General features: G+C 64.4%; 13 protein-coding genes. 10 read left to right on the top strand and 3 right to left on the bottom strand.

The genetic code is table 11. The annotated features are described in order from the left end of the window. Nucleotides 1–14: 14 nt before the first annotated feature. Complete coding sequence (locus tag VGD45_RS04590; protein WP_331154090.1) at nt 15–2,681, bottom strand: tetratricopeptide repeat protein; 2,667 nt, start codon at nt 2,679–2,681, stop codon at nt 15–17. Between the two features lie 100 nt (nt 2,682–2,781). Between VGD45_RS04590 and VGD45_RS04585 the strand changes: the two genes are divergently transcribed. Next, nucleotides 2,782–2,940, top strand: coding sequence for a hypothetical protein (locus VGD45_RS04585; protein WP_331154089.1), 159 nt, complete (start codon nt 2,782–2,784; stop codon nt 2,938–2,940). 87 nt (nt 2,941–3,027) lie between these two features. Continuing rightward, nucleotides 3,028–3,903: an alpha/beta hydrolase gene (locus VGD45_RS04580; RefSeq protein WP_331154088.1), complete on the top strand. Its 876-nt coding sequence runs from the start codon at nt 3,028–3,030 to the stop codon at nt 3,901–3,903. Nucleotides 3,904–3,982: 79 nt separating this feature from the next. Here VGD45_RS04580 and VGD45_RS04575 read toward each other — a convergent pair whose 3' ends face one another. Beyond that, on the bottom strand, nt 3,983–4,216 hold the full coding sequence (locus VGD45_RS04575; protein WP_331154087.1) for a hypothetical protein: 234 nt from the start codon (nt 4,214–4,216) through the stop codon (nt 3,983–3,985). Between the two features lie 216 nt (nt 4,217–4,432). Here VGD45_RS04575 and VGD45_RS04570 point away from each other — a divergent pair, with 216 nt between their 5' ends. Then, a complete protein-coding gene (locus VGD45_RS04570; protein ID WP_129641894.1) occupies nt 4,433–4,606 on the top strand; it encodes a DUF1328 domain-containing protein in 174 nt (57 codons plus the stop codon). 67 nt (nt 4,607–4,673) lie between these two features. Here VGD45_RS04570 and VGD45_RS04565 read toward each other — a convergent pair whose 3' ends face one another. Continuing rightward, on the bottom strand, nt 4,674–5,444 hold the full coding sequence (locus VGD45_RS04565; protein ID WP_331154086.1) for a response regulator: 771 nt from the start codon (nt 5,442–5,444) through the stop codon (nt 4,674–4,676). A 210-nt stretch (nt 5,445–5,654) separates the two neighbouring features. Between VGD45_RS04565 and VGD45_RS04560 the strand changes: the two genes are divergently transcribed. The 7 genes from VGD45_RS04560 (at nt 5,655) to VGD45_RS04530 (ending at nt 13,858) form a co-directional block, all read left to right on the top strand. Continuing rightward, nucleotides 5,655–5,837, top strand: coding sequence for a NepR family anti-sigma factor (locus tag VGD45_RS04560; protein ID WP_331154085.1), 183 nt, complete (start codon nt 5,655–5,657; stop codon nt 5,835–5,837). After that, the gene (locus VGD45_RS04555) at nt 5,834–6,472 is read left to right on the top strand and encodes a sigma-70 family RNA polymerase sigma factor (RefSeq protein WP_331154084.1); all 639 of its coding nucleotides are present in this window, start codon (nt 5,834–5,836) and stop codon (nt 6,470–6,472) included. The genes VGD45_RS04560 and VGD45_RS04555 overlap by 4 nt, the downstream gene beginning before the upstream one ends. 34 nt (nt 6,473–6,506) lie before the next feature. Further along, complete coding sequence (locus VGD45_RS04550) at nt 6,507–8,375, top strand: sensor histidine kinase (RefSeq protein ID WP_331154083.1); 1,869 nt, start codon at nt 6,507–6,509, stop codon at nt 8,373–8,375. 151 nt (nt 8,376–8,526) lie between these two features. Further along, entirely contained in the window at nt 8,527–9,762 is a 1,236-nt protein-coding gene (locus VGD45_RS04545; protein WP_331154082.1) for an MFS transporter, read from the top strand. Nucleotides 9,763–9,823: 61 nt separating this feature from the next. After that, entirely contained in the window at nt 9,824–10,918 is a 1,095-nt protein-coding gene (locus VGD45_RS04540; RefSeq protein WP_349263208.1) for a PA0069 family radical SAM protein, read from the top strand. A 277-nt stretch (nt 10,919–11,195) separates the two neighbouring features. Continuing rightward, on the top strand, nt 11,196–11,966 hold the full coding sequence (locus VGD45_RS04535) for a hypothetical protein (RefSeq protein ID WP_331154080.1): 771 nt from the start codon (nt 11,196–11,198) through the stop codon (nt 11,964–11,966). A gap of 182 nt (nt 11,967–12,148) precedes the next feature. Further along, nucleotides 12,149–13,858: a hypothetical protein gene (locus VGD45_RS04530; RefSeq protein ID WP_331154079.1), complete on the top strand. Its 1,710-nt coding sequence runs from the start codon at nt 12,149–12,151 to the stop codon at nt 13,856–13,858. Nucleotides 13,859–13,894: the final 36 nt, after the last annotated feature.

Below are 13,894 nucleotides of genomic sequence, written 5' to 3'. Positions count from 1 at the left end.
AGACAAGTTGACCCCTACTTGGCGGACTCGACGCTCGCCAGCGCCTCCTTGGTGCGCTTGGTGATGACGGCGTCTTCGCCTTGTGCCTTTGCCAGGATCGGATAGCTGGCGCGTAGCAAGGGCGAGGCTTCCGCCGCGCGGTTTTGGGCGAGGAGGGTGCGGCCGAGGGAGCTGTTGACGGCGGCGAGGGTGGGGCTGTCGGCGGCCAGGGATTTGGCGGCGATTTGAGAGGCCTGGCGCAGCGTTTGTTCGGCGTCTTTGAGGTGGCCTTGTTCGAGTTGGGCGCGGCCGAGGCCGGAGAGGGCGGAGACGGCGAAGGGATGATCGGAAGGTAGCGTGACGGCGTAAATCGCCAGCGCCGCGGTGAAGTCCTGCTGAGCTCGAGCGGGATTGCCTGCGTCCACTCGAAGCATGCCGAGATTCACGAGGTCGTGACCCACGAAGGGGTGCTGCTCGCCGCGAGCCTTGCGGTCGAGATCGACGACGCGAGCGAGCACTTCTTCGGCTCGGGTCAATTCACCGCGACGATGCAGAAAGCGACCGTAGTTGGCGGTGGCATCCAAGGTCATCGGATGGGTCTCGCCGAGCACCTTGCTCAAGATCTGCAAGGACTCGGTAAACAGCGGCGCGGCCTCGCCGAGCTTGCCCTGCGATTGCAGAACGAACGCGAGGTTCTGCACGTGCATGCCCACCTGCGGATGATCGTTGCCGAGCGCGTGCCGATCGATATCGAGCGCCGCGCGATACAGCGTGGCCGCACGCTCGTAGTCGTTGCGATACGTGTACAGCCCCGCCAATTCGTTCATCACGGAAGCAGCGGCGGACGTCCGTTCCTGCTCGTGCGTCCGATATACCTCGAGACTGTCCTTGAAGTACTGCTCCGCCTTATCCAACTCGCCGCGCAACTGCGCGAGCCGACCATGCGCGAGCAGAGTGGGCGCAATGGCTACGGCGTCAGCGCCAAGGAGCTCCTTCTGCATGGCCAGTGCGGCATCGAGTTGCTCCGCGCAGGCATCCAACTGACCTCGATCGCACAACGCCCAGCCCAAGTTCGCCCGCGCGAGCGCCACCGCAGGATCCCGCTCGCCATGAATGCGAATGCGTGACTGCAAGGCATCCTCGAGCAACTCCACGGAGCTTTCATACAGTCCCATGCTGCCGTACACACGCCCAATCGTTCCCAGCAGCGTCGCGCGCGTTTCCGGCTGTTCGTTCAATCCGAGCCGGATGCGCCGCGCGCCGATGTCCAATATTTCGCGCGCTGTCACCTGATTGCCACGGCTCCGCGACGGATCGGACAGCTCGAACAACTCCACGAGAAACGACGAAATCTGTTCCGCCCGAGTGCGTTCGGCGGTCGCCACGTCGCGCTCTTCAGCGATCCGCTGCGCCTGGATGTATGTGACCACCGAGAAGGCAGCGAGCGTAAGAACCGTGACCACGCCCGCAGCCACCGACACCGAATGGCGCTTCACGAACTTCCGCGTTCGATAGAGCCACGTGTCTCGGGTCGCCAAGACGGGCTGCCCCGTCAGGTGATGCTCCAGATCCGTCGCGAGCTGCTCCGCGGACGCATAACGGCGCTCCGGATCCTTCCGCATCGTCATGCCGATGATGTTGTCGAGATCGCCGCGCAGCTGTTTCTGCAGCCGGGCCGGCGTCGTCGATCGGTGGCTGGCGATGTCCGCCATCATCTCGGGCGATTCCGCGCTGACACGCGCGACCATGGCGCTCGGCGCAGGCGCCTCCTGCTCGCAAATGATCCGCTCCATGTCGGTGAGACTGGTGCCGACCAGATGGAACGGCCGCTTGCCACACAGCAACTCGTACAGCAGCACGCCGAGCACATAGATATCGCTCGCGGTCGTGATCACGTCGCCGCGCACCTGCTCGGGGCTGGCGTGCGCGGGCGTCATCACCCGGTACTCGAAATGAGTCACCGCCAGCGTATGCGCCGAATGTCGCGAGTCGAGCAGCTTGGCGATACCGAAATCCAGCAGCTTGGGCACGCCATCGGGCGTAATCAGAATGTTGTTGGGCTTCAGGTCCCGATGCACGATCAAGTTCTGGTGCGCGTAATGGACCGCGCCACAGATGGTTCGGATCAGCTGCAAGCGCGCTTCGACGGACAGTCGCCGGCGGTCGCAGTAAGTGTCGATGGGTTCGCCCTCGATGTACTCCATGACGAGGTACGGCGTGCCATCCGGCGCGCGGCCGCCATCGAGCAGGCGCGCGATGTTCGGGTGCTGCAGAGTCGCGAGGATCTGCCGCTCCATGCGCAGACGGCTTTGGATCTGCGGCGAGAACAACCCGCCGCGCACGATCTTCAGCGCAACCCGCTGCTGATACTCCTCGTCCGCGCGCTCTGCGAGATACACGTCGCCCATGCCGCCGGAGCCCAACTTGCGCACGATGCGATACCGGCCGAGCAGCTGGCCGTCCAGCGATTCGAAGGCTGCGGCGGCGCTACGCTCGCCGGCGGCCACGTCGTCCCAGAATCCCTGCGCCTGCGCCGCTTTCTCGCCGAGAGAATCGGCCAGCGCCTGCAGGACATGCGACAACAATGTTTCATCCGCTCCGCAGGCTCGTCGCACGTACTCGCCCCGGTCCTGTGTGCTCAGGCCACGCGCGTGCGCGACGATAGTCGTGACTTGATCCTGGATGTTCTTGCCGTTTTCCATCGACCGCCATCATGCATCAGCTCGGCGTCACCGTGTAATATGGTTAGGCACGTTAAAACGTGATCAAAACCTGAAAGTGGGACTAACCTGGAGGTAGATCGTGGCAACCAAGCGTAAAGCCAGCAAGAAGGCGGGCAAGAAGAAGGCCGGCAAGAAGGCGGTGACCAAGGCCGTCAAGAAAAAAGCCGGCAAGCGGAAGGTCGCTGGCAAGAAGAAGGTGAGCAAGGCGGGCGCGAACGTAGTTCGCACCCCGCAGTAACACCTTCAGTCCACAGTAGTGGAACGATGCCGTGACGCGCTCGCGTGCGGCATCGTCATCCCTCCCGCCGAAGTCGGTCCTCCTTCAATGTTTCACCGATCGCCGCGCCCTCTGCAAAATGACAGTCTCGAGGCGCGTGGCCTCGCCTTCCATGTGTATCGTTGGCCAGGCGCCGATCCGGATCCGCTGATCCTGCTGCACGGCTGGGGCGATACCGGCGAGACATATCAGTTTCTGGTCGATTGCTTCTCGGCGGATCGAACCTGCATCGCCTTCGACATGCGCGGTTTCGGACGCACGCAGCGGCCGGCCGAAGGGTATTGGTTCCCCGATTACCTCGCCGATCTCGACGCGCTGCTGGATCAATTGGCGCCGGAGGCGCCGGTCGATCTGGTCGGGCACAGCATGGGCGGCAACATCGCGATGCTGTACGCCGGGGTTCGACCCCAACGCATCCGTCGCGTCGTCAGCCTGGAAGGCTTCGGCATGGCCCGCACGACTCCGGACCAGGCGCCGGCGCGCTACGCGCAGTGGCTCGACGAGGTGAAGCACGGCAGCGAGTTCAACGTTTACGAAAGTCACGAGCAGTTGACTCGCGTGCTCGCCCGCCGCAACCCGCGCACTCCCAAAAATCGGCTGGATTTCATCGCCCGCTCCTGGGGCAAGGCGCGTGACGACGGCAAGATCGAGTTGCGCGCCGATCCGAAACACAAGCGAGTGAACCCGGTGCTGTATTCGCGCGAACAGGCGGAAGCGTGCTGGCGCGCCATCGAGTCGCCGTTGCTGTTCGTGCTGGGCGATCAATCCGATCTGGTGAAACGGATGGGCGACGAGCTGGAAGAACACAAACTGCGCGTGCTGTTCCGGACTGGGACGTTCGCGACCGTCAAGGATGCGGGCCACATGATGCATCATGAGCAACCGGAGCAAGTGGCCGCGCTGATCGAAGAGTTCCTGGGATAAAAGAAAAGGCCCCTGCGTCGGCAAGGGCCTTTCCGTCTGACGTTGTCGCGTCGACTTCGCAGCGTCGACGCGGCGACGATCAGTTCTTCTGCAACTCGTCCTTCGCGTCTTCAGCGCCTTCACGCGCTTCGTCGGCGGCGTCGTCCACCTTATTCGCCGTTGACTCTTCACCGCCTCGCTTCATGGTGTCGATGGCTTCATCCACTTCCTCGCCGGCCTGCTCCACTGGACCTTTTTTCTCGCATGCCGCGAGCCCGACGCTCAACGTCGCGGCCAACATCGCGGACCACAGCAGCTTTGCATTCAACTTCATGATGTGTCCTCCACGGCGCGTACGCCGCCCCTCGTTGAAATTACAGATGAAACGTCGTCAGGAAAACGTTTACGTATGTGCGAAGTTCCGAGGAAATCCCGCCGGAACCCGACATAAGCTCACGCGTTCCCTGAGTGAAGCGGTGTGCGGTGCATGAAGGCCGCAAGCTGGAAATTGCAGCTTTTTTCGATTGGACAGACGGGTACGGAGGTTCAAATGCTGTCTTGGGCGCTGACATTTTTCGTCGTCGCGATCATCGCCGCCGTGCTGGGCTTCACCAGCATCGCCGGCGCCGCGGCGGGTATTGCCAAGATTCTGTTCTTCATCTTCCTGGTGCTGACGCTGGTTGCATTGGTGGGTGGCGCGCTGCGCGGTCGGCCGCCAGTGTGACGAGTTGCAAGACTGGGAAATGACAACGGGGCCTCGCGGCCCCGTTTTTTATGGTCGTGCAACCTGCTCAGGCGAACAGCAACGCCTGACTGACGGCCACCCGCACCGTCTCCGGCACGAACGGTTTGGTGACCAGGAACGTAGGCTCCGGCCGCTCGCCCGTCAGCAGGCGCTCCGGATACGCGGTGATGAATACGATGGGAATATCCAGTTCGCTGAGGATCTGACGGACGGCGTCGATACCGGAACTGCCGTCGGCCAGTTTGATGTCGGCAAGGACCAGACCCGGCTCGGTCTTGCGCGCGGCGCGCACTGCTTCGTCCCGAGTGGTCGCGATCGCCGCGACCGTGTGTCCCATCTCACGCACGATGCTCTGGAGGTCGAGCGAAATGATGGGCTCGTCTTCGATGATGAGGACCTTGGTGCTGGGTTGATTGGAAATCTCGCGGACGGCCTGTCCGACCATCTGCTTCACTTCTTCCTCGTCGACGCCGAGGATCTTGGCGGCGTCGCTGATATTGAAACCTTCCATCGCGGTCAGCAGCAGCGCCTGGCGCCGGGCCGGCGTGAGCTCGCTCAAACGTCGCTCGACGCCGTCGGCGTCGCGCTTTACCGACGCCGCCGGCACCTCGACATGCGCGCTGTTCCAGAGCTTGTGGAACAGCCGATACAGCCCCACTCTCGGCGAGAGGCGGGAGTCCAGCACCGAAGTATCGGCAACAATCGCTTCCAGACATGCCCGGACATAGGCATCGCCACTCCTCTGCGTACCGCACAGCGCGCGGGCGTACCGGCGCAGATACGGCAGATGTTCGGCGATGGCGTGAGCTAAGGCCATGGAGACTCCTCAAACGGTTCTTTATAGGCGCGGCTTCGGGGCGCTCTATTGAGTAGACGTCGGCGCGCTCGAATGAGTGCAGCAATACTATGTACGAACGCGGTGGAAGGTTCCTTACTCCCTGGAACTTTTTCACGCCACGGAGCGTTTCCTACCCCACGAAACTGGCCCCCGGGTCTCAAGTCGCCATTTAGCTGAATCGCCATGATCATGAGTGAGCAAACCAAGCCTGACGAGCCCGTCGAAGCACCGGTTGCGAGCGCGACGGAGCAAGTCCCGGATTGGCTCGGTGCGCGCCTGAAGCGCATGTTCACCGAAGTCATGGACGAGCCCGTGCCCGACGAGTTCAAACAGCTGCTCAAGCAGCTCGAGGACAAGGAGCGTGGCGCTTGAGCGGCTCCAGGTTAGCGACCCAGTCCGAGGCGGCGGCGGAGCCCGGCACTGAGCGGAAGCCTACGATGACCGGCCAGGACAAGTTTCTCGATCAGGTCACCGCGTTGCTGCCGGCACTGCGCGCGTTCGGACGCTCGCTGTGTGGCGACCCGGCGCGCGCCGACGATCTCGTGCAGGATACGGTGCTCAAGGCGTGGACCAATCGCGAGCAGTTCCAGGCGGGCAGCAATCTGAAGGCGTGGCTGTTCACGATTCTGCGCAACTGCTACTACTCGGAGTTGCGCCATCGCAAGTTTGAGATCGAGGATCCCGACGGCATCTGCGCCTCGCAGATGGCCATCGCGCCGGACCACGACGCCAAACTGCATCTGCGGGATTTGAACCGCGCGTTGCAGGAGTTGCCCGTGGATCAGCGTGAAGCTCTGGTGCTCGTGTGCGCCACGGGCCTGTCATACGAAGAAGCGGCGGACGTGTGCCAAGTGGCAGTCGGCACTATCAAGAGCCGAATAGCGCGTGCCCGTGACCGACTGGTCGAACTGCTCGGCGAAGACGCTACGCAGGTCACTGGAACGTTGCCAGGCGTGAATTCACTCAGCGAACCCAATAGCAACGAGCGGCGCTCGGGCGCATCCTGAGGCTCGGGAGTCGGTTAACGCGGGGAGTCGCTGCTTGAAGAGCGCCAAGATCGTCGCCGCGTCGCGTTCCTGGTTCGGTCGCAACGCCGGCCTGCGCCCACGGCTCGTGCTCATCGTCGGCATTGCCATGCTGGCGCCGGGCGCGCTCGCCGTTCTGCAGGCCATCTCCAGTTACAACAGCAGCATGCGCATCCTGGAGCAGAACCTCGCTCAGGCCGCGCAGCTGTCGGCGACTGAGCAGGTCAACATGATCTCCTCGTCGCGCGACATTCTCACGAGCCTGGCCGCGCAACCCGACATTCGTCACGGCGAAGGGCCAGCCTGCCGGCGCGCCTTGCAGCGGGCGATCGGCGGCCTGGATCAATACTCGGGCGCTTCCGTGGTCGACGCGAAGGGCAATTTCACTTGTGCTTCGAGCCCGACACGCAGCGGCGTCAATGTCGCCGACCGGCAATGGTTCATCTCGGTGATGAGCGGCGACGGCTTCGTCATCAGCGATCTGATCGTCAGCCGCTGGCTGGGCACGTGGGGCATCACCACTGCTGTGCCGCTGATCGACGACGATGGCGTGATCCAGGGAGCGGTCGCGCTGTTCATCGGCCTGGACTGGCTGACGCGGCGTTATCACTCCGGCAACCAGACCGAGGACACTGCGTTCGCGCTGCTCGATAGCCAGGGCGAGATCATCACGGGCGAAGCGGAGCGATCGCCGGTGAGATCGCCGCTGCCTTCACGCGACATCGTGAACGAGCATCTGCGCGAACATTTGCAAGGCGGTCAGACTCAAACATTCCGCGCGCGTGGTCACGACGGAGTCTGGCGTCTTTACGCGATCAGTCCGCTGCTCGGCGGGCGCATCTTCGTGATCCTCGGTACGCCGGTGTTGACCGCGATCGGTCCGTTGGCTCTGCAAGTGGCGTGGGGCGTGTTCACGCCATTGTTGATGTGGGCCCTGGCGATCGCAGTCGTGTGGTTCGGTATCGAACATCTGGTGGTGCGCTGGATCACCTATCTTGAACGCATCACGTCCGCTTATGCCGCCGGCCGACACAGTGTGCGTCCGGAGCGCGTGAGCGCTGCGCCAGCCGAGATCCGCAGCTTGGGCGAAACGTTCTCGCGCATGGCCGATTTGCTGTCCGCGCGTGAGAACGAGTTGCGCGATTCATTGGCGCAGAAAGAGATCCTGGTGCGTGAGATCCATCACCGGGTGAAGAACAATCTGCAACTCGTCATGAGCCTGCTCAACTTGCATGCGCGCCGAATTCGTGACCCTCGCGCCGAGGTTGCATTCGCTGAAGCGCGCAGTCGTATCAACGCGCTCGCGACGCTGCACCGGCGGCTGTATGAGTCGGAGAGCCTGCAGGAAATCGATCTGAAGTGGTTCCTCGACGATCTATGCGCGGAGCTGCGGCGTGGCGGCCTGTCCCGCGGCCGCAATGTGGAACTGACCGTGGACGCGCCGAGCGAAGTCATCGGTCCCGACGTCGCTGTGCCCCTGGGACTGCTGGTGACTGAGGCGATCACCAATGCCTATAAGCACGCATTCAACGAGCGCGACGGCGGCCATATCCAGGTGCAGGTGACACGCGACTCACCCGCGTCGCTGGTGCTGACCATTCGCGACGACGGCACTGGTTTCGATACCGCCGCCAGCTCCCACGACCACAGCGGGCTCGGTCGCTCGCTCATCGAGGCATTCGTGCGCCAGCTCAGGGGCGAGCTCGAAACGCGCTCCGAGGACGGCACGGTGGTGCAGGTGAAGTTCCCGACGGTGGTGAAGGGCGCGGAGAAGAAGCACGTTCACCATGGTGCTCATCATCATCCGACCGGTCACAACGTAACCGAGGTGCACGCGGCGCCGCCGGCCGAGCCGCCAGCGCCCGAGCGCACGCAGTCGGCCTGAGCAGGTCGGTCGCAGCACGCCGGTACAAGGCGGCGGGTCTCCGGATATCACTTTTCGGTCGGGCCGCTTCAGTTTGACGGTTCCGATCTGGCCAGCAGCGCCTCGCGGCCAGTATCCTGCCGCGTCTCAAGGACCGCCTCCCCAGCTCCGCATGACCACTCTGAGCGCGCAGACCCAGCACGTCCTGCGCAATCCCAACGTTCTGCGCTTCATCGCCGCGCGCTTTCTGGCCACGCTGGCGGCGCAGATCCAGATCGTGGCGGTGGGCTGGCAGATGTACGACGTCACTGGCGATCCGCTCGACCTGGGCTTGATCGGGCTGTCCCAATTCATTCCGTTCGTGACGTTGATCCTGCCGGCCGGTCATGCCGCGGATCATTACAACCGCGCGCGCATCGTCACGACTTGTTATTTCACCAATGCGGTCTGCGCTCTGGTGCTCCTGATCATCACCCTGCGCGGCGTGCAGTCGGTGTGGCCGGTGTTCATGGTGATGATGCTGCTCGGCGCGGCGCGCGCCTTTTCGATGCCAGGCGCTCAGTCGCTGTTGCCGAATCTGGTGCCCACGGAATCTTTCAGTCGCGCGGTGGCGTTGAACTCGTCTTCGCAACAATTCGCAAACATCATCGGGCCGGCGGTGGGCGGCGTGATCTATCTCGCCGGACCTTCGGTCGTGTACGCGTCGGTGATGGGATTGGCGCTCGCGGCGTCGCTGATGATGTTTCAAATCAGAGGAGCGACCGAGCAGACCAACCTGACGCGCGAGCCGCTGTCGCTGGAGAATCTGCTGTCGGGTCTGAAGTTCGTGCGCTCCCGGCCCATCGTGTTCGGCGCCATCTCGCTCGATCTGTTCGCGGTGCTGTTCGGTGGCGCGACGGCGCTGTTGCCGATGTTCGCCAGTGACATTCTCCATGTCGGCCCGACCGGTCTCGGCCTGCTGCGCACCGCGCCGGGCATAGGCGCGGCTGCTTGCGGGCTGGTGCTGGCGCTGAGTCCGATCTCGCGAAACGTCGGGCCGTGGATGTTCGGCGGCGTGGCGTTGTTTGGTGTCGCCACCATCGTGTTCGGCCTGAGCACCAACTTCTATTTATCCATGGTCGCCCTGATCGTCCTGGGCGCGGCGGACATGGTGAGTGTTTACGTCCGACACCTGCTGGTGCAGTTGGACACGCCTGACTACATCCGCGGCCGGGTCAGCGCGGTCGCGTCGGTATTCATCGGAGCTTCCAACGAGTTGGGCGATTTCGAGTCGGGATTGATGGCCAAGTGGTGGGGCGCGGTGCGCGCGGTCGTCATCGGCGGGGTGGCGACGTTGATTGTTACAGGATGGTGGACGCGCCTGTTCCCGGTGCTCTGGCAGATGCAGGCCTTTCCGAAAAAGAAGTAGGCCAAAGAAGAAGAGCGAGAACCGCTTCCATCCTGGGTTTATATCCAGTACTATCCTGTCCATGCCCAGCCCGATTCGCCCTGCTGTTCGCAACGGACGCGGCGCCGTGTCGAATCCTGCTGGGCGCTTTGAATCTTCGCGCGCTGAGGCGGTGGACGATGGCTGGGGCAGCCTGGATGAAGAGCTGCCGGCGCTGCAAACCACCGTTCAGCCCGAGCCTGCGCGCTCCATCATCACGCGCAATAATTCGCCGGACGTTCCGTTCGATCAGTCCATCAATCCTTATCGGGGCTGCGAGCACGGCTGCATCTATTGTTACGCCCGGCCATCGCACGGCTTTCTGAACCTGTCGCCCGGCCTCGATTTCGAGACCAAGCTGTTCTACAAGGCGGACGCCGCGCGCCTGCTCGAAGAAGAGCTGTCGGCGCGCAACTATCGCTGCTCGCCCATCACCATCGGCGCCAACACCGATCCCTATCAGCCCATCGAGCGCGAGTACCGTGTAACACGCAGCATCATCGAAGTGCTGGCGCGGCGTCGGCATCCGTTCTCGATTATCACCAAGAGCGCCATGATCGAGCGTGACATCGATCTGCTGGCGCCGCTGGCGAAGGACAACCTCGTATACACGCTGGTGAGCGTCACGACGCTCAACAATGACATCAAGCGCACGCTCGAACCGCGTACCGCTTCGCCTGCCGCGCGACTGCGAGCCATTCGCAACTTGAGCGCGGCGGGCATTCCAGTCGGCGTCATGGTCGCGCCGGTGATTCCCGTGCTGACCGATTCGGAACTGGAAAAAATACTCGAGGCCGCCGCGGCCGCCGGCGCGCGCTCGGCCGGTTACGTGTTGCTGCGTTTACCTTACGAGTTGAAGGATTTGTTTCAGGAATGGCTCGAACGGCACGAGCCGCTCAAGGCCAAGCACGTCTGGTCGAGATTGCACGATATGCGCGGCGGACGTGACAACGATCCGCGCTGGGGCCACCGCCAGCGTGGTGAAGGGCAATACGCTGAACTTCTGGCGCAACGTTTCGCCGCGGCGTGCGCGCGATACGGGCTCAAACATCGCGAGAGATTTGTCCACAACACGCAATTGTTTGTGGCGGGCTCCACTGCAACCGGCGGCGACCCGCGGCAAATGTCGTTGCTTTGAAGCTCACCCGCCCGCGCGAGGCCGGTGACGAAACGCGCGGCCATTCAGTGGCAGTTCAGCCATTTGACATTGCATTGTTAATTTCCTCGTTCTGCCGCGTTCACGCTTGCGCGTTTTCCCGGCATTGACGTATGAATGGCTGGCGTATACTCGATCGTAAAGGTCGGGCGCGACGCGGCCGAAGCGATCCCAAGCATGAAGCGAATCGGATCGCGTCGAGCCGGCGAACGCTTCAGCACGGATTGTTCCGAACCGGCCTGCAATCCTGGAGATGATCATGAATTCTGCTGGCACTGTCTCCGCACGACTCGCGATGGCCATCGCGCTGGTCTCAACGGGCGGCTGCATGACCGCCAAGATCGAAGAGCTGCGTGAGGCGCCGACGCAAATCTCGTCGCACGAGGCGATCGTGCTGCTCGCCAAACCGCATCTGGAAGGTACGGGCACGGAAGACAAATTCCTGGATTGCCTGGAGCGCGAGCTGGTCGGCGAAGCGGTCTCGGCCGACGTTGCCGAGAGGCAACGTTCGGGCAAGGAGTTCGAGCCGCGCAGTAACTTGAGCAAGGGCCCGTTCCAGATTTACGCGGACCATTATTTCGTCGACGCGCTGTATCCGTGGCTGGAGCCGAGCACCGCGCCGGCCAACGCGCAGGGCTTCAGTGCTTTCCTCGCTCGGCCTGGCGTTGCCGAGCGTGTGGGCGAAATGGGCGTGCGTTACATCGTGTGGGTCGACGGGGTGACACAAAAGACCGACGGCGGCGGCAGCATCGCCTGCGCCGCGGGGCCGGGCGGGGCGGGTTGCCTGGGCCTGGGCTGGTGGGAAAAGTCTTCCGATTACGAAGCGACCGTGTGGGACCTGCGCCAGGGCATCAGTGCCGGCAGTCTCACCACCGATGTGAAAGGCACGTCGGTGATGATCGGCGCGATCGCTCCGATTCCCTTGATCGCGCCGGTGCAGAGCACGGCCTGCGATCGGCTGGCGGGGCAGTTGAAGGCGTTTTTGTTGGGCGCGGGTGACGAGGAGACGGCGGCGGTGTCGCCGCAGTAGCCGAATCGCGCTCTCGCGCGTTGAACTTTGGCGGCGTTGAACTTCTGAACGAGGCTGTCGCTACTCATTGAAAGTGGCTGACGCGCCCCCGACATGGTCAGCGCTCGTTCAGCTGATCGGTCGCAGAGTTCCCTTCAGTGCACATGCGTCCTCATGCGCGCAGGGGAATGGAAGGAGAGGACATGCAGAGTCAACCCACCCGGCCATCGGCCGCCGGGCCCAAGTCGTCGCTCACGTCCCGGCGTGTGCTGACGGTGGCGGTCCATTGCGTGCTCGTGAGCTCCGTTTCCGCTTTCCTGATGGGTGGTTGCGCCGGTCAGCAATCCTCCTCTTCCTCCATGCCCTCGTCCGGGATGCCAAGCGGCGGCTCCTCCGGTTCGTCCGGCGGCTCGTCGGGCTCCAGCGGCGGTTCTTCGGGCGGCGGCGGTTCTTCCAGCAGCATGCCGAGCGGCGGATCGAGCGGTGGCCGATCCGGCGGCGGCCTGCCTTCGGCGGGCGGCGCGAGCGGCGGCGGCTCCATGGGCATGCCTTCTTCTTCCTCTCAAGGCGGTAGTCAGGGCGGTTCTTCCGGCGGAAGCTCGGGTGGCCAGAGCGGTGGTTCGTCCGGTGGCAGCTCGGGCGGAAGTCAGGGTTCCGCCGGCGGCTCACAGGGTGGCGGGTCTTCTGGCGGATCGTCCGGTTCCGCGGGCGGCGCGGGCGGTCAGTCCGGCGGCTCGTCCGGTGGTTCGCAAGGTGGCTCCGGCGGTCCGAATGTAACCGTGGGCACCTCGCTTCCCGGCGCTGGACTGCCCTCGGCAGGTTTGCCTTCTCCTAGCGCGGGCGGTGGCGGCGCTTCCGGTGGTGGCGGCTTGCCCAGCTCGGGTGGCGGTGGCGCCTCCGGTGGTGGTTCGCCTAGCGCCGGTGGCGGCGGCAGCAGCGGCGGCGCCGGCGGCGGCGGCATGCCAGATTCTTCGTCCGGCGGCACATCCGGTGGTGGCTCTGGCAACGAAAGCATCTTCAAAGGATCCAGCGGCGGCGGTGGCGCTTCCGGAGCCTCGGGTTCCGCGGGCGGCTCGGCCGGTGGTGCAATGGGCGGCGGCGGGGCCGCCGGTAGTATGGGTGGTGGAGCCGCGGGCGGCGCCGGCGGCTCGGCCGGGGGCGGTGGATCCGCTGGTGGTGGCGCTCAGGGCGGAGGAGCCCAGGGCGGCGGTGCGGCGGGTGGTGGTGGAATGCAAGGCGGCGGTTCTGCAGGCGGCGGTGGCGCCGCGGGCGGGGCCGGCGCACAGGGTGGCGGCTCCGCGGGTGGCGGTGGCGGTTTCCCGTCGGCCGGGGGCGGAGCCGCCGGTGGTGGCGCGAACGGCGGTTCGCAAGGCGGCGGTGGCGCGGGCGGTGGAGCAATGACCACTGGCGAGCGCACCGCGCAGATCGATCGCCAGTTCGACGAGTCGTTCAGCATCTTCGACGGTCGGATGCGCTCCGAGCAGGCGACGATCGCCGGCGAGCGCGGTGGCCGCGGCGGCTCGGGCGGTGGACAAGGCAACGCTGAAGGCGCCGGCCAGTCCGCGAATGCTCAAGGCGGCGGCAGTGGCGAAGGCCAGGGCGCCGGCGAAGGTTCTGGCAACGGCGGCCGGCAAGGCCGCAACGGTAACGGCCAGGGCCAGGGTCAAGGCGAGGGCGAAGGTCAAGGTCAGCAGGGCCAGGGTCAAGGTGGCCAGCAGGGCGGCGGCGGTGGCGTGGGTGGCGGCGCCGCGGGCGGCGGCGGTCCGAACACGGTCCCGGCCGGCATTCCGGACGGCAGCGACGACGACATCGTCGCCCGGCAGTTGCGCGAAGCCGCAATGAACGAAACCGATCCGGAGCTGCGCGAGAAACTCTGGGAGGAGTATCGCAATTACAAGAAGGGGACCGGCTAACTCCGGTCCCGCGAGAGCGGTCGATCGTCGGATAAA

It is taken from the genome of Steroidobacter sp., assembly GCF_036402275.1.
In the GTDB taxonomy this organism is placed as follows: Bacteria; Pseudomonadota; Gammaproteobacteria; order Steroidobacterales; family Steroidobacteraceae; genus Steroidobacter.
This window is presented reverse-complemented; position numbering and strand designations above follow the sequence as displayed.